This window comes from Bacteroidota bacterium (genome assembly GCA_017303905.1).
Taxonomy (GTDB): domain Bacteria; phylum Bacteroidota; class Bacteroidia; order B-17B0; family Aurantibacillaceae; genus JAHEYG01.
This window is the reverse complement of sequence record JAFLBH010000003.1, coordinates 534,916-554,525: the sequence shown is the minus strand read 5'-3', so window position 1 is coordinate 554,525 and position 19,610 is coordinate 534,916. Positions and strand designations below refer to the sequence as shown.

At 34.9% G+C, this 19,610-nt stretch carries 18 protein-coding genes; all 18 read left to right on the top strand.

Features of this window, described 5'->3' with window-relative positions; genetic code table 11:
• Positions 1-168: 168 nt before the first annotated feature.
• The 18 genes from J0L69_13075 to J0L69_12990 all read left to right on the top strand — a co-directional run bounded on the left by J0L69_13075 (position 169) and on the right by J0L69_12990 (position 19,609).
• The gene (locus J0L69_13075; GenBank protein MBN8694121.1) at positions 169-1,146 is read left to right on the top strand and encodes an SDR family oxidoreductase; all 978 of its coding nucleotides are present in this window, start codon (positions 169-171) and stop codon (positions 1,144-1,146) included.
• Entirely contained in the window at positions 1,147-2,139 is a 993-nt protein-coding gene (locus J0L69_13070) for an acylneuraminate cytidylyltransferase (GenBank protein ID MBN8694120.1), read from the top strand. It begins immediately after the preceding gene.
• Positions 2,140-2,142: 3 nt separating this feature from the next.
• Positions 2,143-3,645, top strand: coding sequence for an N-acetylneuraminate synthase family protein (locus J0L69_13065; GenBank protein ID MBN8694119.1), 1,503 nt, complete (start codon positions 2,143-2,145; stop codon positions 3,643-3,645).
• Positions 3,646-3,709: 64 nt separating this feature from the next.
• Positions 3,710-5,167, top strand: coding sequence for a hypothetical protein (locus J0L69_13060; GenBank protein MBN8694118.1), 1,458 nt, complete (start codon positions 3,710-3,712; stop codon positions 5,165-5,167).
• An 18-nt stretch (positions 5,168-5,185) separates the two neighbouring features.
• Positions 5,186-6,469 carry an oligosaccharide flippase family protein gene (locus tag J0L69_13055; GenBank protein ID MBN8694117.1) on the top strand — a complete coding sequence of 428 codons (1,284 nt, stop codon included), beginning with the start codon at positions 5,186-5,188 and terminating at the stop codon, positions 6,467-6,469.
• 136 nt (positions 6,470-6,605) lie between these two features.
• On the top strand, positions 6,606-7,745 hold the full coding sequence (locus J0L69_13050; protein ID MBN8694116.1) for an O-antigen ligase family protein: 1,140 nt from the start codon (positions 6,606-6,608) through the stop codon (positions 7,743-7,745).
• Positions 7,746-7,851: 106 nt separating this feature from the next.
• Positions 7,852-8,337 carry an acyltransferase gene (locus tag J0L69_13045; GenBank protein ID MBN8694115.1) on the top strand — a complete coding sequence of 162 codons (486 nt, stop codon included), beginning with the start codon at positions 7,852-7,854 and terminating at the stop codon, positions 8,335-8,337.
• The gene (locus J0L69_13040; GenBank protein ID MBN8694114.1) at positions 8,330-9,517 is read left to right on the top strand and encodes a glycosyltransferase; all 1,188 of its coding nucleotides are present in this window, start codon (positions 8,330-8,332) and stop codon (positions 9,515-9,517) included. The genes J0L69_13045 and J0L69_13040 overlap by 8 nt, the downstream gene beginning before the upstream one ends.
• Positions 9,505-10,071: an acyltransferase gene (locus J0L69_13035; GenBank protein MBN8694113.1), complete on the top strand. Its 567-nt coding sequence runs from the start codon at positions 9,505-9,507 to the stop codon at positions 10,069-10,071. Before J0L69_13040 ends, J0L69_13035 begins: the two co-directional genes overlap by 13 nt.
• Positions 10,072-10,082: 11 nt before the next feature.
• On the top strand, positions 10,083-11,237 hold the full coding sequence (locus J0L69_13030; protein MBN8694112.1) for a glycosyltransferase: 1,155 nt from the start codon (positions 10,083-10,085) through the stop codon (positions 11,235-11,237).
• Positions 11,234-12,253 carry a hypothetical protein gene (locus tag J0L69_13025; protein MBN8694111.1) on the top strand — a complete coding sequence of 340 codons (1,020 nt, stop codon included), beginning with the start codon at positions 11,234-11,236 and terminating at the stop codon, positions 12,251-12,253. The genes J0L69_13030 and J0L69_13025 overlap by 4 nt, the downstream gene beginning before the upstream one ends.
• Positions 12,253-13,335 (top strand): CapA family protein, encoded by a 1,083-nt coding sequence (locus J0L69_13020; protein ID MBN8694110.1) that lies wholly within the window; start codon positions 12,253-12,255, stop codon positions 13,333-13,335. The genes J0L69_13025 and J0L69_13020 overlap by 1 nt, the downstream gene beginning before the upstream one ends.
• 12 nt (positions 13,336-13,347) lie before the next feature.
• Positions 13,348-14,286, top strand: a complete 939-nt coding sequence (locus J0L69_13015; protein MBN8694109.1) for a glycosyltransferase family 4 protein — start codon at positions 13,348-13,350, stop codon at positions 14,284-14,286.
• A 5-nt stretch (positions 14,287-14,291) separates the two neighbouring features.
• On the top strand, positions 14,292-15,464 hold the full coding sequence (locus J0L69_13010) for an N-acetyl sugar amidotransferase (protein ID MBN8694108.1): 1,173 nt from the start codon (positions 14,292-14,294) through the stop codon (positions 15,462-15,464).
• On the top strand, positions 15,451-16,545 hold the full coding sequence (locus J0L69_13005; protein MBN8694107.1) for a DUF354 domain-containing protein: 1,095 nt from the start codon (positions 15,451-15,453) through the stop codon (positions 16,543-16,545). The genes J0L69_13010 and J0L69_13005 overlap by 14 nt, the downstream gene beginning before the upstream one ends.
• A gap of 11 nt (positions 16,546-16,556) precedes the next feature.
• Positions 16,557-17,726 (top strand): N-acetyl sugar amidotransferase, encoded by a 1,170-nt coding sequence (locus J0L69_13000; GenBank protein ID MBN8694106.1) that lies wholly within the window; start codon positions 16,557-16,559, stop codon positions 17,724-17,726.
• Positions 17,727-17,731: 5 nt separating this feature from the next.
• Complete coding sequence (locus tag J0L69_12995; protein ID MBN8694105.1) at positions 17,732-18,766, top strand: sugar transferase; 1,035 nt, start codon at positions 17,732-17,734, stop codon at positions 18,764-18,766.
• Between the two features lie 72 nt (positions 18,767-18,838).
• Positions 18,839-19,609: a polysaccharide biosynthesis/export family protein gene (locus tag J0L69_12990; GenBank protein MBN8694104.1), complete on the top strand. Its 771-nt coding sequence runs from the start codon at positions 18,839-18,841 to the stop codon at positions 19,607-19,609.
• The last annotated feature ends 1 nt before the right edge of the window (position 19,610 follow it).

Sequence of the window (19,610 nt, the reverse complement as noted above, 5' to 3'; positions counted from 1 at the left end):
CCCACTATATGAATAGAGAGGGGGAAGTACAGAAACCCATCTGCGAAAATCCGCGTAATCTGCGGGAAACAAATAAAACTCACCCCGGCCCACTATATGAATAGAGAGGGGGAAGTACAGAAACCCATCTGCGAAAATCCGCGTAATCTGCGGGAAACAAATTAAAAAATGATCAACAACAAAAATATTTTAGTAACAGGCGGTGCCGGCTTCATCGGCTCCAACCTATGTGAAGCTCTCATCAACCTTGGTAACAAAGTAACCTGTCTCGATAACTTCGCCACCGGAAAAAGAGAGAACATTGCGGAACTGCTCAATAACAAAAACTTCACATTAATTGAAGGCGACATCCGTAACCTCGAAGATTGTAAGAAAGCGGTAGCCGGTAATGATTACATTTTGCATCAGGCAGCATTAGGTTCAGTACCGCGCAGCATTAACGACCCCATTACAACCAATGCCGTGAACATTGGTGGCTTCGTGAATATGTTGGTAGCAGCTAAAGAAGCGAAGGTAAAACGCTTTGTGTATGCCGCCAGCAGCAGTACCTATGGTGACAGTACCGCATTACCAAAAATAGAAGAAAACATTGGCAAACCTCTTTCTCCGTATGCGGTAACAAAACTGGTGAATGAATTGTATGCCGATGTGTTTCATAAAACCTATGGTATTGACACTATAGGTTTAAGATACTTTAATGTATTTGGCCGCCGACAAGATCCTAACGGTGCTTATGCCGCGGCAATACCCAAGTTTGTGATGCAGTTGATGAAATATGAAAGTCCGGTAATTAACGGCGATGGCACACACAGCCGCGACTTTACCTATATCGACAATGTGATACAAGCCAATTTACTCGCCTTAAGCACAGAAAATAAAGAAGCTTTAAATCAAGTGTACAATGTAGCCTATGGCGAGCGCACCACCTTAAATGATTTAATGACCAGCTTAATTAAGCATTTGAGTAAATATGATAAGAAGATTGGAGAGGTGAAAGTAATTCATGGGCCAAATCGCTTGGGAGACATACCGCACTCCTTAGCAAGTATTGATAAAGGAAAAAAATATTTAAACTATAACCCACAATATTCATTAGATAAAGGTTTAGAAGAAGCCTTAAAATGGTATTGGGAATATTTGAAGTAAATGAATGTTATAGCAATTATACCTGCGCGCAGCGGTTCAAAATCCATCCCCGATAAAAATATTATGTCGGTTAATGGAAAGCCGTTGATGGCTTATACAATTGAACAGGCCTTAAGCTCGAAATTAATAACACGTACAATTGTTTCTACAGATAGTGATTACTATGCACAAATAGCAAAGTCATTTGGCGCTGAAATTCCTTTTATACGACCTGCAGAAATTTCGGGTGATTTTGCAACCGATTTAGAAGTTTTTGAGCATGCTTTGCAATTTTTGAAAGGCACTGAGGGCTATGAAGCTGATATTGTTGTTCATCTGCGTCCAACCACGCCAATTCGCAACGTTGAGGATATTGATGCGATGATTCAATTGCTCATCAATAATAAAAATTGGGATTCGGTTAGGTCCGTAGCGCCTGCGCCTGAAACACCATTTAAAATGTGGTTTGAAGAGAATGGAGTTTTGATTCCTGTTGTAACAGACAAACATATTGATGAGGCTTACAATCAACCTCGTCAGAAATTGCCAAAGGTGTATTTACAAAACGCTTCGATTGATGTTACGCGTGGCACAACTATACTTGATAAAAAATCTATGACAGGAGATGTGATTGGTGCTTATATCATGAAAGAAAATTATGACATCGATCATTATTCAGATTTAGAAAAATTGAAATCAGCTTCAAAGGAAGAGTTTTCAGGAAAGACATTTTGTTTTGATATAGATGGTGTTGTAGCAAATCTATCACCCAACAATGATTATAATCTTTCTTCCCCAAATACACCGGTCATCGAAAAAATAAATCGCCTTTACGACGCTAAAAATTACATAGTACTTTTTACGGCAAGAGGCTCAAAAACAGGAATCGACTGGTCGGAAGTCACTGCCACGCAAATGAAGAACTGGGGTGTAAAATACCATGAATTGAGGTTTGGTAAACCCGCGGCAGATTACTATATTGACGACAGATTAATAAGCATAAATCAACTATAAAATATGAAACAGAACAACGGATTGTTTGACAATCTATTTATTTTCGAAATGGCAAACAACCATCAAGGGGATGTTAATCATGGGATTAATATCATCAAGGAAATGGGCAAAATAGCCAAAAAGCACAACATTAAAGCAGCAGTTAAATTACAATATCGTCAGCTCGATTCATTCATTCATCCTGATTTTCGTAACGATACAAAAGCGAAACATATCAGTCGTTTTTTATCTACAGAATTAAAACAAGATCAGTTCCTACAATTGGTAAATGCAATTAAAGCAGAAGGAATGATTTCGATGTGTACACCATTTGATGAAGCTTCTGTAGATGTCATTCTAAAACACAATATTGAAGTGATTAAAATTGCCAGTTGCAGCGCAGATGATTGGCCTTTGTTAGAGAAGATTGTAAAAACAAATAAGCCTATCATTGCATCAACCGGTGGATTAAGTTTATTTGAAATCGATAATTTAGTAACTTACTTAGGCCACCGAGATTCAAATTTTGCAGTGCTTCATTGTGTAGGTATTTATCCTAGCCCTAACAATGTACTCAATTTAAATTTCATTTCAAAATTAAAACACCGTTATCCGGATGTATGTATTGGTTATTCCGGACATGAGGCACCTGATAATTACGATGTGATTAAAGTAGCAGTGGCAAAAGGAGCAAAAATATTTGAGAGACACGTGGGTTTACCAACGGATACCATTACGCTCAATAATTACTCAATGAATCCGCAAGAAACAGATAAGTGGATTGCTGAGGCAAAAGTGGCGATGGAAATCTGTGGTAATAATGATAAGGCTATCACAAAGGATGAAGCTGATTCTTTATTGTCATTAAAACGCGGTGTGTTTGCAAAAAAGGACATTAAGAAAGGAAGTAAAATAAAAGCAGAAGATGTATTCTTTGCGATGCCTTGTAAGGAGGGACAATTAAATAGCAGTCAGTTTGGACGTGTGAGAGCAAACTTTACGGCTAGTAAAGATTACAAAGCAAACGAATCAATTTTTGAAACTTCCGAAATAGATAATTATTATAAAATCAGAAAGATTATCCATGAAGCAAAAGGTTTATTATCGGAAGCAGGTGTGGTGTTAAATGAAAAAGCGGAAATTGAATTGTCGCATCATTATGGCTTAGATAAATTTCATGAATTCGGAATTTTAATCGTGAATCTGATAAACCGCGAATACTGTAAAAAAATAATCGTTGTATTCCCCGGACAACATCATCCTGAACAACATCATATAAAGAAAGAAGAAACTTTCCATGTATTAAGTGGCGAGTTAGGTGTGAGCATGAATAGCATAAAATCAGTATTGAAAAAGGGAGATATTTTAACTGTAGAGCGTGGCGTGAAACATGCATTTTGGAGCGATAAGGGTGCTATATTGGAAGAAGTATCTACAACGCATTATAGAAATGATTCATTCTATACCGATCCAAAAATTAATGAAATGGATCCTATGCAAAGAAAAACCATATTAGAACATTTTTAACTTTTAAGTGGTAAAAAGGTTTTTAAGTAAATTCGTTTCGCAGGATAAAGCTTGTTTAAGCTCAATGAGCCAATGGTTGGATGAAATGAAAGAGATTCCACCTGTTTCCCATCGTGTTTTAATAACAGCGTTTAGAAATTATACTTGGATTGAATGGGCACTTTATTCCGCTTGTGTTTTAAGGAAAAAGGGGTTTTCATCAACCATATTGTATAAAGGTTCAGAAATCAAAACCCTATATAATAATACATACTTAAAACAGTTTTGGAGTAAAGCTAAGAACATTTCGGATATCGAATTTATTGATTTAGAAACCTTGGCGTTTGACAAAAGCGATTTTAATTATTACTATAAAAATTGTGAGAAGGATGAAATTGCTGCCTTAGCTTACAATTATCATATAGAATCGCAGGATATAACCGATAATATTAATTTGTATCGAGAAGAGTTGGAGGCTTTAATGACGGAAGCTTCAGCAAATGCCGCTCGTGTTAAAAATTTATTAAGTAATAAAAAGTATCATCAATTTATATGCTACAGTGGTATTATTTGGGATACACCATTGATTTTAAAGGCAGCGCTCGATTCAAATCAGGAAACAGTTTGTGTTGAAGGTTGGGCATGGAGAGCGGGACATATGATTTATAATTTCAATGCGCCTGCTCTAGAGTACAATGTGAAAGGATGGATGAAACACTTTGGAGCATGGGATAAAAAGAAGGAAGGTGAAATGAATTCGTATTTTGGTTTTTTGGATGGAAAAAAACAAAACGACGGTTGGCTGAAAACCTTTCATAAGGTGCAACGAGCTAAGGTTACGGATGAAATTCCTAAGGATATTACTGATTTTCTGAAGGGCGATCAAAAAGTATTTTTGTTAGCGTGCAATGTTATAGGCGACAGCTCTTTGTTAAACCGCGAAACAATTTTTAAAAGTCATAAGGATTTCATACAACAAACCATTGAATACTTCCGGCAGAATAAGGATATTAAACTTGTAATACGCATACACCCCGCTGAGGAATGGGTAAAAAGTAAAGTGAAAATAAGGTTAGGGCATTATGCGAATAAAATGTCTGAAGGTCTTAATAATGTGTTAGTCGTAAATTCAAACGTTAAGCTAAATACGTTTTCTTTGATTCCTTTTATTCATGTTGGCTTGGTTTGGGTTTCATCAGTGGGTGCCGATTTGGTTGCGCGAGGTGTGCCGGTTATTCTCGCTGCAGCTACAAAATATTATGGTTTGGGCATTGGTGATGAACCAAAAACAATTGACGAATATTTTACTCTCCTTAACAAGTATAAAGAAATAGAACATAAGCCCTCGCCTGAACAAATTCAAAAGGCGAAGGAGTATTTATACATGGTGTTTAAAGGATTTTCATTTGAAGCACAAGGAAGAAGCTTTCGTGCGGATACTTGTAAGTTAGGTAAAATGCCTTCACAAGAAGAGCACGATAAATACTTTCAGATTTTATTAAAGCAAATTCCGGCACCGGATTTGTACTACGAAACCAAATAGTTTACGTCCTTTTATTAATTGACAGTTAAAACATTTATTAATTTAAAAAACATAGGAAGAAACAGAACGCTTCTTAAATATGTATCGGCCTCTTATCTGTCTATTCCGGTTTCATTAGTTACTGGGTTTATTGCGTTCAGAAATATTGATCCCTATTATATGGGGATTTGGAGCGCATTAACCATTTTTGAAACCTATGCTGTTTTTTTACGACTAGGCGTCGTGAATGGCATGAATCGGGAGCTGCCTTTTTCTCTTGGCAAAGGAGAGGCTGAGACAGCTGTGAGGTATGCACAAACCACGCTGGCATTTACGTTGATTGATATTGTACTTTTAATTCTTCTTTTTCCTTTAATTTTTATTATTTCAGGTTTTAAAGAAATTCACATTGTAGCCATTGCAGTTTCGATACTTAGGGTTATCCTCAATTTTTACATTACTTATCTCTCCGCTACTTTTCGATCGGATGATAATTTTAATAAATTAAGTAACATACAGTTTGCTATCCTTGGCTTAAAGCTTTTGGCCTGTCCAATCGTGTTACTTGGCTTTTACGGTTTTCTTATTTATGAACTTGTTTTGGTATTAGCAAATGTTTTATTACTGCATATTTACCGCCCTTTTAAATTAAAACCGGTGTTGCATACTGACTCACTTTGGAAATTGCTCAAAGTGGGCTTCCCGATTTTTTTATCCTCTTACTTAATTAGTTTTATTGATACACTTCCGCGACTTTATATTTTAAAGAACAGCAACGCGCATACGTTAGGTATATATTCTCCAATAATTATGTTGCTAAGCACAGTGGCAATACTTCCCAATACTCTGTCAACTTATCTCTATCCTAAATTTTCCTTTAACCTCGGGAAGCATAATAATCCAAAAGATATTTTTCAAAAGTTAATGAAAGTATATTTTTACTCTTTTGTAATTATTTCTTTTTTATGCGTAGCAGGTTATTTTCTATTTGACTATTTCATTCAATTATTTCCTAAGTACAAAGAGTCTCTTCCTTATTTAAAAATGGCACTTTTAATTTGTCCTTTTGTGTTTTTTAAATTGGGTAACATGTTTAATGTGGTGATGAAAAAATATACATATATGTATACGTTTGTTGTATTGTACGGTATAATCCAGGCAGTTTCACTCTACGTCTTGTCTTTTTATTTTCGTGATATTCTCGATATAGTTATTTATTCGCAGGTTGTTTCCTCAGTTCTTGTTTTAGCGATAAGTGTTCTAATGAATTATTTGTTGGTTCTAAATATTGAGAAGACTAATAAATTAATCAATACAAATTGAGTTGAATTTGTACAAGCGCAAAATAAGCCAATGGAAAAATTACTTAATTGTAGTTTTTTGTGTATTCGCTGTTAGTCCTTTTTTTAATACAATTACCAATGTGTATCTGCTTATTTTTTTGGTCTATTTGCTCTTTGTGGCAAAGCAACGGAAGGTGAAGTTTTTTGACGATAAAATAATAAAAGTGTTACTGGCGCTTTACGCTTTAATACTCATTCAAGGTTTTATTTACAACGGATTCTCATTTGCAGGTGTTTATACGCCTCTTATTTATTTTTATTTACCGTATTTGGTGTATAGAATTTTAGGCGTTTCATTTGCAAAATACTACATCAAAGTATTATACGCTATTGCTGTTTTTACATTTCCTATTTGGCTTCTGCAATCACTATATCCACCATTTGATCAATTTTTGAGAGGAGCCATTGAAGCAGTGTTTCCTTACGGATGGGGCTCTGTACCACGTTCTTTGTTGATTTACACCGCGGCCTGGCGCGATGATTTATTTAATACGGATTTAGGAATTTACCGAAACTCCGGTTTGTTTCATGAACCCGGAGCGTATGCCGTATTTCTTTTACTGGGTGTTATTCTTAATATTTGCGTTACAGGTAAGGTTTTTGAAAGGAAGTCTGTATTTTTTATTATTTGCCTCTTGTCCACCCTCTCAACAACCGGCTTTATTACCTTGTTTGTAGTGTTAATAGGTTATTTATTAAAAATGAAAGTAAACATTGGTATTAAGATTGCCGCGGTGATGATTTTTTTGAGTATATCTACTGTAATTTATACCAGTGGCGAGTTTTTGCAAGAGAAAATAAATACGCAGTTTGAAGATCAAAGTTACGCGGCACAACAGAATTTAGGAAAGTATGGTGCTGAGTCCGGACGGTTTTACGCTTTCTTCGTGTCAACTAAACTGTTTTTAGAACATCCCTTTTTCGGCAGAGGAATTTTATACGCCTCTAGCGAAAAAGCAAGCGGTGAAATGCATGAAGAGGGAAGTTACTCCTATGGCTTTACCGGTATCTTATCTACCTACGGTTTGTTTTTTGGGCTGTTCTATTTGTTTAGCTTATACAAGGGGTTTAAATATTTTTGTTTTCTTTCTAAACAGCCTTTAATTTTTATAGTAAGTGTATTTATTGCCATCAACCTTGCATTATTGACTCAGGTATTTATTACATCAACCATACTTGTTGTCATTTTTATTGCAGGAGTTTATAGCAAGGACGTAGTTTTAATGAAGGCAAAATCGAAATTAGCCCATGCTTAATTTGTGTAACAAGATTATTAATAAAGTGAGAAATATACTTCTTTCGGTGCAAGTGTTTTACTCAACCGTTTATTGCCGGCTGTATTGTTTTTTTTGTGGTATACAAATGGGGAGCGGTTCACGTTTTTATGGTATAGCAACATTTGTGCGAAGTAGTGGTTCCGTTATTCAGATCGGAAAGAAGGCGCGTTTTCGTTCAGGTTCTACAACCAATTTGATTGGCATTAATCATGCTTGCATCATCTCCACACATGGTAAGAATAGTGAAATTATTATTGGTGATAACTGCGGTTTTAGCGGAACGGTGATAGGTTCTTTTAATAAAATTGTTATTGGAAACAATGTTAACTGTGGCGCCAATACTTTAATCACCGATTCCGACTGGCATTTAAACGACCCTCGTTCGGGTAAACCAAAGCCGGTTATTATAGGGAATAATGTTTGGCTAGGTTATGGTGTGATAGTGATGAAAGGTGTAAGTATTGGTGACAACACCGTTATTGGAGCCGGAAGTGTGGTAACAAAAGATATACCCGCTAATGTTGTAGCGGCCGGAAATCCCTGTAAAGTAATTAAGCCACTGAATGCGTAATAGGAACCCAAAGCATGTTGTGTTTATTGGGCTGTCAGGCTTCCCATTTGGAATGGCAGCTATTCAGCGGCAGAAATTATTGGGTAGAGCGTTAACTAGTCAGAATTGGAAAGTTACCGTTATTTGTACACGTTCAACGCATCCTGTAGGAACAAAAATAAGGCGGGTTGGAAGTTATATGGGAGTGCTTTATATTTATTTGTATTCACCACTTCGAAACGATTCGTTTATAATTCGAAATGCACAAAAATTATTTGCACCAATTCTTGAATTTATAATTCTATTTAAGTTAAATAGGCGTAACAAAATTAAAGTAGCGATTGTCTCTAATAGAAATTCATTTTTCGAGAGTTTGAAGTATTTCATGGTTTCACGATTAATCAAATTTCGTTTAACGATTAATTTAGTTGAGATTTACAAAGGAAGAGCAAACACTTCACTCAAGAATAGAATCAATGATTATTTGTTTAATAAATTTGGATTGTTCTTTTATGATGCCTTTTTGCCAATTAGTGATTATATATCTGATTACTTTGCGTTTTCTAAGAAAAAGTATCATAAAATACCTGTAATAGCTGATGTAACCGCTATTAACGGTGTTAAGCAACAAACTCACGGGCAACCTTTTTTTTTGTTTTGTGGAGCCGCTGCTTATTATAAATCACTCAATTTTATAATCGAAGCTTTTAGTTTGTTAAAAGATATGGATTGTAAGTTGATTATTATAACCAATGGTTCTCGTCAAGAAATGGATAATATTTATCAAAAAATTAAAATAAATTCTTGTGAGGACAGGGTTACAGTATTAAGCAATATATCGGATCAGGAACTTCATGTTTTGTATAAGTCATCAGTAGGATTATTACTTCCTTTGTTTGACTCATTGCAAGATAAAGCTAGATTCCCACACAAACTGGCAGAATATTTATCATCAGGCACAGTTATTCTCGCAAACCCAATTGGAGATATAGTAAATTATCTTAAGGATAAAGAAACTGTTTTATATTCAGAGGTCGGTGATAAAGAATCGTTTTCAAGGAACATGGAATGGGTTTTGAAAAATAAGAATGAGGCAAAAGAAATTGGTGAACGAGAAACTTTTGTGGCACTTAATAATTTTGATTATTACTTTTTAGGTAAGGAAATGAGTGTTTTTTTTAGTAAACTATGTCTACAATAATAAATATATTAAAATCTCTTTATTTAAAGTTTCTTATTTATAGGAGTGATGCGTATTCTGTATGTGAAGTTTATAGAAAATATTATGGTGTTAGAATTGGAAGTAACTCACGTTTTACCGGAAAAAGGATTTATTTCGGGAGTGAACCATACTTGATTGAAATTGGAGATAATGTTACAATTACCTCTGGTGTTAAATTTCAAACTCATGATGGAGGTGTTGCTTTGTTTCGAAATGAAATACAAGGACTCAATGTTTTCGGAAACATAAAAATTGGCAATAATGTTTTTATAGGGGAGGATGCGATGATTATGTATGGAGTAACTATTGGTGATAATGTAGTTATAGGCGCAAGAAGTGTTGTTACAAAAAGCGTTCCTGCAAATACAGTTGTTGCAGGTGTTCCTGCAAGGGTTATTAAGACTTTAGAGGAATATAAGAAGGACTCAATTAAAAAGGGAGTGATTATTATATCGAAAGATCCAATAAAAAGAAAGGAAGAGATAATTTCAAAGTTAAAAGAGCTCGGTGGTGAGATTAAGAAAGAAGTATAAAAGAATTATTGATGTTGAAAATACTATTTGTTATTGGTAGTCTGGAATTAGGAGGGAAGGAGAGACAATCTATTGAACTCATAAAGGGTTTAGTAGCGAATGGTTTTGATTGCGAATTGCTTCTGCTAAAAAACGCAATTCTTTATCCTGAAATAAAGGAGATTGGTTGCCAACTGCATGTATTGGATAAGCAAAGCATCTCTAAATTTAAATTATTTAAGGAGGTTGGAAGGGTTATAAAGCAAGTAAAGCCGGATATAGTGCAGTCATGGGATTTTCAAAGTTCACTTTTTGTTTGTTTCTATACTTGGTTAAATAAGATTCCTTTTGTGAATTACTCGATAAGGTACGGCAAGAAAATTAATGCTCTTAGTAAAACCGGACTATTAGCACAAATTACTTTTTTATTTTCAGATTATGTTCTTGCCAATTCGCTGACAGGATTAGAAGCGCATGGTTTGAAGGTTTCTCAGAAAAACAGAGCTATTTACAATGGATATGATTTCAAGCGAGCTAAACTTAATAAGGAAGCTGAGGCTATAAAACGCGAATTGAATATTGAAGATGGATTTGTTATAGGTATGGTAGGTAATTTTTTGGACGCGAAAGATCACAAAACAATTATCATGGCAACGCAGGAGTTATTGAAGAGCAGGAAAGATATCACCGTTGTTTTTATTGGTAATGGTTCAAAGTTAAACGAAGCTAAAGCATTAATTGCAAATCAAAATAGTGGACATTATCGTTTTTTGAATAACATAACGGCTGTTGAGGATTACATTAACATATTTGATATTCATTGTTTGATTTGTAATACTATTGGTCATGCCGAGGGAATTTCTAATGCAATCATGGAAGGTATGGCAATGGGAAAACCTGTAGTTGCAACCGATAGTGGTGGTAATAAGGAAATAGTTGTGGATGGAAAAACAGGGTTTATTGTGGAGCCTTTTAATATTCATCAACTAACCGAGCGGCTCACGTTGCTGTTAAATGATCACAGTTTGAGAAAATCGCAAGGTGAGGCAGGTCGATTGCGAATTCAAACGGAGTTTAGTTTGGATAAACTAACTCACAACTTTATTGAACTTTATAGTTCAATCGCAACAAAAACGGACTTACCTAATTTAGCTAAGTCAACAGAGTCAATAAACAATAAAACATGAAAGAAGTAATTGCTCTTACGGATTATAAAGGTTATTTCGAATCAAAATACAATGCTGTTCCTTATAATTCGGGAATGGACAGGAAGCTGCTTGAAAAATATTTTTCCGCTTCAGGAATTTCTTTAGTGTTTATGAACTTCGCTGAGGTAGCTAATCACGATTTTAGTTTTTGGAAAAGCAAAACTGTTATCTATACCTCGTCGGAAGACACAGATTATTATTACAAGAGTTTTATAGAAGATATCATTTATTATCTGGAATTATCAGGAGCAAGAGTAATTCCGGCTCACAAATACTTAAGAGCAAACAATAACAAAGTATTTATGGAGTTGTTACGAAAATCTTTTGATAATAATGCGATAAAAAACATGTCGGCTAAGGTATTTGGCAGCTTAGAGGAAGTGGAGAAGACGATGTCCGAGCTGTCGTATCCATTGGTTTATAAGCAAGCGGCCGGTGCAATGAGTGAGGGAGTTGGGCTTGCTAAAACTGAAAACGAATTAAAGAGCGGAATAAAAAAAATTGCACGTACTAAAAATCTGTTTCGTGAACTGTGGGAAAGAGGTAGAGGCTTTAAGTACAAAGGATATATTCAAGAAAGTAAGTTTCGGAATAAATTTATTCTGCAAAGTTTTGTGCCCGGTTTAAATGGCGATTTTAAAGTATTGGTTTTTGGCAGTAAATATTATGTTTTAAAAAGAGATACAAAAAAGGATGATTTCAGAGCCAGTGGAAGTGGTATAAGAAATTATGTAAAGGAAATTCCGGAAGGTATGCTGGCTTATGCCAAAATGTGTTTTGAAACTCTGGCTGTTCCGTGTGCAAGTTTAGATATCGCGTTTGACGGTAAGAATTTTTATTTGATAGAGTTTCAATGTTTATATTTTGGAAGTTATACTTTAACGTATTCCGGTTTTTATTGGCACTGTGAAGGGAATAATATATTTAAGCTAGCAAACGGAAAGAGTGTGCTCGAAGAAGAATATGTGCGCTCAATGATTGAGTTTGGTATTTAGTGAATTCAGAAAGAAATCATATAGCGGTTACTTTTGTTGGCGACATTAGCTTTAACGACGACTATATTAAATATTACAAAGCTGGTGTAAATCCATTTAAATCTATTCAACCCTCTTTGCAATCAAAGGATTTTGTGATTGGAAATTTAGAGTGTATGGCAAAAGGAGAGAACGGTGAAAACTTGCTGCGCAGACCTAGAATTTCCACGACCGCTGAAACATTAAATTATCTTTCGGGTTTGAATGTGAAGCTGGTTTCTTTGGCTCATAATCACGTTTTTGATCATTTGGAAGATGGATTTAAAAATACTACAGAGTCATTGGATAAAAATGGTATTCGTTATCTAGGAGCTTCTCAGGATCGGTTTCAGTTTGATAAGCCTGTTATTTTGAACGAAAGGGGAGTCAGCATAGGCTTGCTGAATTACGTTACGCTTGATACCAATCCCAATATGCCTGATAATGCAGGAGTTTACCTTAATGTTTTTGAAGTGGAAAAGGCGCGCAAAGATATCATCGACTTGAAACAAAAAACAGATCATGTAGTTGCGCTGTTGCACTGGGGCGGACGGGTAGAAGGTGGATATTATCCGGACTATGATCAACCTGAAGTAGCGCGAGCATTGATTGATGCAGGTGCCGATTTAATAATCGGTTCACATTCTCACACCATTCAGCCCTTTGAAATTTATAAGGGTAAATATATTTTCTATAGTTTGGGTAATTTTTGTTTTTCGGATTATGTTTTTGAGAATACATTTAATCCGCTACCACCAAGACAATATATAACTACATTAGTTTCTGTAATTTTTGAAAAGGAAAGTTATCAGGTAGATTTGGAGTTTTTTGAGAATCGAAAAACAGAATTTGTAAAAATAAATTACGACTCAGTATTAAAACGCAGAAATTGGTTGTTCAAAGTTTTCTTTAGGAAATTAGTTTTCTGGAAAATGTACTTTTTTCACAAAAAGAAAATCCTTCCTCTTATGAATTTTATGAATAGAGGTGATATTAATTTCACTGAGAAAATGGCACGGTTATTAAACTCGTTTAAAAAGCGAATAAAACCTCAGACGATTTAATTTCCTATTATAATGAAAGTTTTATTTGTTATTAGCGGAAATCTTACCGGAAGTGATGTAATTGTGAATAATCAGGCGGAATCGATTATTAAGCAGAATAAAGCTGTAAATATTGAGTTTTATAAAATAAAAGGCAAAGGAGTTTTAGGCTATTTAAAAAACGTATACCCCTTGCGGCAAAAAATAAAGGAACTTTCACCGGATCTGATCCACGCTCATTATTCTTTATGTGCATACGTTTCCGTTCTTACTTTCTCAAAAAGACCATTAGTGGTTTCATTAATGGGAAGCGACGTGCATTTAAGCCGTTTATGGGCTTTTATTATGAAGGTATTTTCTTTTTTTTGGAAGCGAGTAATTGTGAAGTCAGAGGATATGAAAAGGAAATGTGTCGTTAAAGTAGATCAAGTAATACCTAATGGTGTTGATTTAAGTAAATACCCTGTACTGAGCAAAGAGGATGCAAAACAAGTGTTAGCATTGGATGTAAATAAAAAATACATTTTATTTCTTGCGGATCCGGCACGACCGGAAAAGAATTATAGTTTAGCTGAAGCCGCCTTTCGGAAATTAAATGACAAAAACTGTGAATTGCTGGCAGTACATAATATTGAACATAATAAAACAAAGTATTACTATTATGCGGCTGAAGTAGTGTTAATGACTTCGCTGTATGAGGGATCGCCAAATGTTATTAAAGAAGCTATGGCATGCAACTGTAAAATTGTATGTACGGATGTGGGAGATGTTGCTGAGTTGCTTAAAGATTTAAAGGGTTGTTACCTCACTCAATTCAATGATGAAACAGTAGCACGGGATTTGAGAAAAGCTCTTGATTTTAAGGGTGAAACAGGTGGAAGATTACGCTTAATGAAATTAGGATTAGACAGTGATAGTGTGTCGGAAAAAATAGTTAACGTTTACAAGGGGGTCTTAAATAGCAAACAGTAGAAATTATGGCATTAAAAGGTAAAGTGTGTGTAAAAGGATTGTGGGATGAAAGTATTCCGGATATAACATTTAACGAGCAAGGAGTTTCTAATTATTGTTTACTACAAGAAAAAATGATGGCCGATTATCCTAAAAATGATATGGCCATTAAGAAATGGGAAGGAATTGTAGAGTCTGTTAAAGCAAAGGGTGGCAATAAGTACAATTGTGTAATTGGCGTGAGCGGTGGTGTAGATAGTAGTTATTTGCTACATATTGCTAAAGAGTATGGATTAAAACCGTTGGCTGTACATTTGGATAATGGTTTTAATTCGGAGATTGCTGTTCGAAATATTGAAAACGTTACCAGAGCTTTGGATATTGATTTGGTAACCCACGTAATCGACTATGAAGAGATCAAGGATTTGTTGCGTTCTTATATGAAAGCAAGTATGCCTTGGATAGATTTTCCAACCGACCTAGCTATTAAAGGTACAATGTATAACGTGGCTTTAAAGTATGGTATCAAATACATAATCCGAGGAAATGATTTTCGAAGTGAAGGTAAGCAGCCTGCTGAGTGGACATATTCTGATAATAAGCAGTTATTGTATTTGCACAAACAATTTGGAAGCGGAATAAAATTAAAGACCTTTCCGCAATTATCGATTTTTAAGGAAGTTTATGCGGGATATATTAAGGGCATTAGAGATGTAAGACCTTATTATTACATAAATTATAATAAGCAGGACGCGAAAAAATTATTAATAGAAAAATACAATTGGCAGGATTACGGAGGACATCACCATGAGAATTTATTTACCAAATTCGCCATGTCTTATTGGTTACCTAAAAAATTTAAAATAGATAAGCGAATAATTAATTTATCGGCTCAGATTTTAAGCGGGGCGATGACGCGCGAAGAAGCTATGGAAAAAATAAATCAGCCTTTTGACGCGGAGGATAATTTGCAGAACTTGAAAGATTATGTTTTAAAAAAGCTGGATTTGACGGATAATGATTTTACAAATATTATGGCGTTGCCTCCAAAAACGTATAAGAGTTATCCTTCGGATTATGATTTCATTTTTAAGAACGTGAAGCATTTTAAATGGCTAATTAAAAGAATTTACGACTTTAAGCCAATGGCCATTGAGAGTTCAGAAGTAATAGACGGGAAAGCGAATGCCAAAAATTGATTATATTTTTTCTGCAGGGCATCCGGCACAGTATTATATGCTTAAAAACAGCTATAATTATTTTAAATCAATTGGGAAGCAGGTTCGTTTTGTGATTAGGGATAAGGATATTTTAGAGAAGTTATTGATTGAGGATAATCAGCAATACTATAAAATAAACACGAAGGGAAACCGCAAAGGGAAATGGTCGGTATTATTATTTGGCTTTTTTGACATCATATTGCAAGATATAAGATTGTTTAAATTTTGTTTGTTTAATCGCCCTAAGCTAATGGTTGGAACTGACTATTCTATCGCGCACGTTGGATTTGTTTTGGGAATTCCTTCATTTGTTTTAAATGAGGATGATTTTAGCGTGAATAAATATTTTTGTAAACTGGCATATCCTTTTGCAACTAAAATTATTTCGCCCAAGGTGTGTGATGTTGGCAAATACGGTTATAAAAAGATTGGATATGATGGCTATCAGAAATTAGCCTATTTACACCCTAACTATTTCACGCCTGATATTTCAGTTAGAAATAAATATTTTTCTGAAAATGAAAAGTATGTGCTCATCAGGGTGGTTAATTTTAATGCCGGGCACGATATTGAGTCTGTGAATTCCGGTATTTCGCAAGAACTGATTAAAGACGTAATTGCAATTATAAATTCATACGGTTATACAGTTTATATATCAGGAGAGAAAGAACTGTCTGATGATTTAAAAAAGTATGCACTTAAAATAAAGGCTACAGATATTCATCATATAATGCATTACTCCGGTTTATTCATTGCAGATAGTCAGAGCATGATAGTAGAAGCGTCCATATTAGGAGTTCCCTCCATACGTTTTAATAGTTTTGTAGGAAAAATATCCGTGATGAATGAGCTCGAAAATACCTATGGTTTAACAAATGGCATTCATATTAAAGAGCCGGAGTTGCTAAAAGAGAAAGTAAAAGAAATATTAAGCGATGTGAATTATAGAAAACAATTGCAAGTGAAGCGAGATAAGATGCTGAATGAAAAAGTGGACGTAACTGCACTGCTAATAAAATTGATGTCCGACTATACTCAAGATAAATCAAAAAATAATTAATTTAAATGGCAATGGAACTAAAGGAGTTTAAATACACGGGCAGCAAGTTATGTTCACGCTGTATAATGGATGATACGGTGCAGGGTATTGAATTTGATGAGAAGGGTGAATGTACATTTTGTAAAATACATGATGAGTTGGAAGCAAAGTATCCTTTAGGAGAATCTTCAACCAATGAGCTCGCTAAAATTGCCAAACTGGTTAAAGAAAAGGGAAGAAACAAAAAGTATGATTGTATTGTAGGTGTAAGTGGAGGAAGGGATAGTTCTTATACATTGTATAATGCTGTTAGACTCGGATTGAGGCCTCTGGCTGTTCATTTTGACAATGGTTGGAACTCGGAGAACGCGGTGAGTAATATCGAGAATATTTGCAAGAAGCTTAATGTAGATTTATATACGCACGTAGCAAATTGGGAAGAGTTCAAAGATTTACAGAAATCATTTTTGTACGCATCTGTACCGGATGCTGAAGTACCAACAGATTGGGTAATATTTTCTGTGTTGTTTGAGCAAGCCAGAAAACATGGTGTAAAATATATAATACATGGCCACTCCTTTAGAACAGAAGGTACAACGCCATTAACATGGACCTATATGGATGGAAAATATGTAAATGGGATTCATCAGCGTTTTGGTAAAGTTAAACTGAAAAGTTTTCCGGTGATGACATTATGGAATTATTTGTATTACACATTCTTTGTTGGCATTAAACAAGTAAGGGTGCTTTATTATATTCCTTATGATGAAAAATTAATATTAAAAATGCTTACTGATGAGTTGGGTTGGCGCGATTATGGTGGTAAGCATCATGAATCCATGTATACCGGCTTTTTTCAATCGTATATACTGATTCGTAAGTTTGGAATAGATAAGCGTAAGCTGCATTATTCGGCTTTGCTGAGATCAGGTCAGATAACCCGAGACGAAGCTTTGCAAAAAGTTAAATCAGATCCATATTCAGGAGGTTATGAAACACTGGATTATTGTTTGAAGAAATTAGAACTAACTCATGATGAGTTTGAGAGGATAATGAATCTTCCAAAAAAATCTTTCTTAGATTACCCGTCTTATTATAAATTGGTTTTACGATGGGAAAAACTAATTAGATGGGGTGTTCGTATTGGCGTAGTGCCTGATACAGTTTATAGAAAGTTCTTTCGTTTTAAAATAAATAGATAATTTTCTTGAGACAGTTAGTAATTAATAAAGTAGGCGAAGAGGCATATTCCTTTTTTGGAAAGTATGTTGAAATGGAGTCTGATTCTACATTTATTATTTCAACCACAAATGAGTTTAACATTATTAATAATACCAGTTCACTTAAAACTATTATTAACTTAAGTAAAGTGAATAATATTCGCTATATCAATAAATTTTTCGAAAAAGTGAATGAGCGTTTACAAGATGATCAGATATTTATTTGTTGTTGGGAAACTTATCAAGCGCGAAAAGTAAGGCACCGATTGGGTAGAATTCCGTACTTAAGGAATATTTGGTTTGTCATGGAGTTTGTGGTATTGCGTATGTTTCCTAAGATATGGGGCTTAAAAAAAATTTACTTTCTATTAACCAGAGGTAGAAATCGATTATTAAGCAAGGCTGAGGTTTTAGGTCGTTTAGTGAGTTGTGGATTTGAAATTGTTTCACATGACAGCTTTAGAGGTTTAACCTATGCGGTGGTTAAAAAGGTAAAGGCTCCTGAGTATAACTTTCATGCCAGCTATGGTCCATTGTTTAAAATGAAGAGAATGGGTAAAGGCGGGAAGATTATCGGAGTTTATAAATTCAGAACCATGCATCCATATGCAGAGTATTTGCAGGATTATGTGTTGAGGTTAAATGGTTATGCCGAATCAGGTAAGCCGGCTGAAGATTTTAGGTTAACTCCATGGGGAAAATTCTTAAGGCGTTATTGGTTGGATGAACTACCTCAATTGATTAATGTTATTAAAGGCGAAATGAAATTGGTAGGCGTTCGCCCCATATCTCAACGTTATTTTCAAGACATACCGGAGGACTTGCAACAGCTTAGGTTAAAACATAAACCGGGCTGTATACCTCCTTATGTGGCATTAGACAGGAAAAGTTCCGTGGAAGCAGTATTGCAAGCCGAGCGGGAATATCTGACGGAAAAATCAAATAGACCCTATACCACCGATATTCGTTTTTTCTTTAAAGCCATATTTAACATTATTTTTAAAAGAAAACGCAGCGCCTAGCGCCAATACAGAGTCACATTTATACTCTTATAAATTTTTAAACTATCTTTAACCTTTAAAACCCGCTTTCCAATGAAGCATTTTCTTCACGTCATTGTTGTAACTGTTTTGTATTTGTTTAGTTCATGTACATCAGGAAAAAAACTTATTTACTTTCAAGGTAATTTGGGTTCAAGTGAAAGCAACAAGAATTATAACCCTGTAATTCATACCGACGATTTATTGTCGGTTACCGTAATGGGTATGGATGCTGAAGTGGTGAGGCCTTTTAATCTTCCGCAACAAAACTTAAACAGCAATTTAGGAGGTTATACGCAAGGTACGCCGCCACCTCCCGGTTATTTAGTAGATTCGGAAGGTAATATAGAATTTCCGGTAATTGGAAAATTAAAAGTAGCCGGTTTAACTCGTTCCGTTATTATTGATTCTTTAAAGAATAGATTGAAACAATATGTCAGTAATCCAACTATCTTAATCAGAGTGTTAAATTATAAGGTAACAGTTTTAGGTGAGGTTCGTAATCCCGGTACGTTTACAATACCAAATGAAAGGGTAACGCTTCCGGAAGCATTAGGTATTGCAGGCGACTTATTAATAACCGGTAAGCGGAAAAATGTTTTAGTAGTGCGGGACGTGGATGGAAAAAAAACAGAGTATAGAGTAGATTTAACTTCCAAGGAATTATTTTCTTCTCCTGTTTATTATTTAAATCAAAATGATGTAGTTTATGTAGAGCCTAATCGTGCAAAAATCAATTCATCGGTGATAAATCCTTCTAACGCAGGAATTGTAATTTCTGCGGTTTCTTTAGTTATCAGTGTACTTGTATTAATCAGTAAATAAG

Bases quoted from the DNA above. Each gene is read 5' to 3' on its own strand.
- J0L69_13065 (MBN8694119.1), top strand. From the start codon at position 2,143: ATGAAACAGAACAACGGATTGTTTGACAATCTATTTATTTTCGAAATG.
- J0L69_13015 (MBN8694109.1), top strand. From the start codon at position 13,348: ATGAAAGTTTTATTTGTTATTAGCGGAAATCTTACCGGAAGTGATGTA.
- J0L69_13005 (MBN8694107.1), top strand. From the start codon at position 15,451: ATGCCAAAAATTGATTATATTTTTTCTGCAGGGCATCCGGCACAGTAT.
- J0L69_13060 (MBN8694118.1), top strand. From the start codon at position 3,710: ATGAGCCAATGGTTGGATGAAATGAAAGAGATTCCACCTGTTTCCCAT.
- J0L69_13000 (MBN8694106.1), top strand. From the start codon at position 16,557: ATGGAACTAAAGGAGTTTAAATACACGGGCAGCAAGTTATGTTCACGC.
- J0L69_13010 (MBN8694108.1), top strand. From the start codon at position 14,292: ATGGCATTAAAAGGTAAAGTGTGTGTAAAAGGATTGTGGGATGAAAGT.
- J0L69_13070 (MBN8694120.1), top strand. From the start codon at position 1,147: ATGAATGTTATAGCAATTATACCTGCGCGCAGCGGTTCAAAATCCATC.
- J0L69_13030 (MBN8694112.1), top strand. From the start codon at position 10,083: ATGTTGAAAATACTATTTGTTATTGGTAGTCTGGAATTAGGAGGGAAG.
- J0L69_12990 (MBN8694104.1), top strand. From the start codon at position 18,839: ATGAAGCATTTTCTTCACGTCATTGTTGTAACTGTTTTGTATTTGTTT.
- J0L69_13075 (MBN8694121.1), top strand. From the start codon at position 169: ATGATCAACAACAAAAATATTTTAGTAACAGGCGGTGCCGGCTTCATC.
- J0L69_13045 (MBN8694115.1), top strand. From the start codon at position 7,852: ATGGGGAGCGGTTCACGTTTTTATGGTATAGCAACATTTGTGCGAAGT.
- J0L69_13025 (MBN8694111.1), top strand. From the start codon at position 11,234: ATGAAAGAAGTAATTGCTCTTACGGATTATAAAGGTTATTTCGAATCA.
- J0L69_13040 (MBN8694114.1), top strand. From the start codon at position 8,330: ATGCGTAATAGGAACCCAAAGCATGTTGTGTTTATTGGGCTGTCAGGC.
- J0L69_13035 (MBN8694113.1), top strand. From the start codon at position 9,505: ATGTCTACAATAATAAATATATTAAAATCTCTTTATTTAAAGTTTCTT.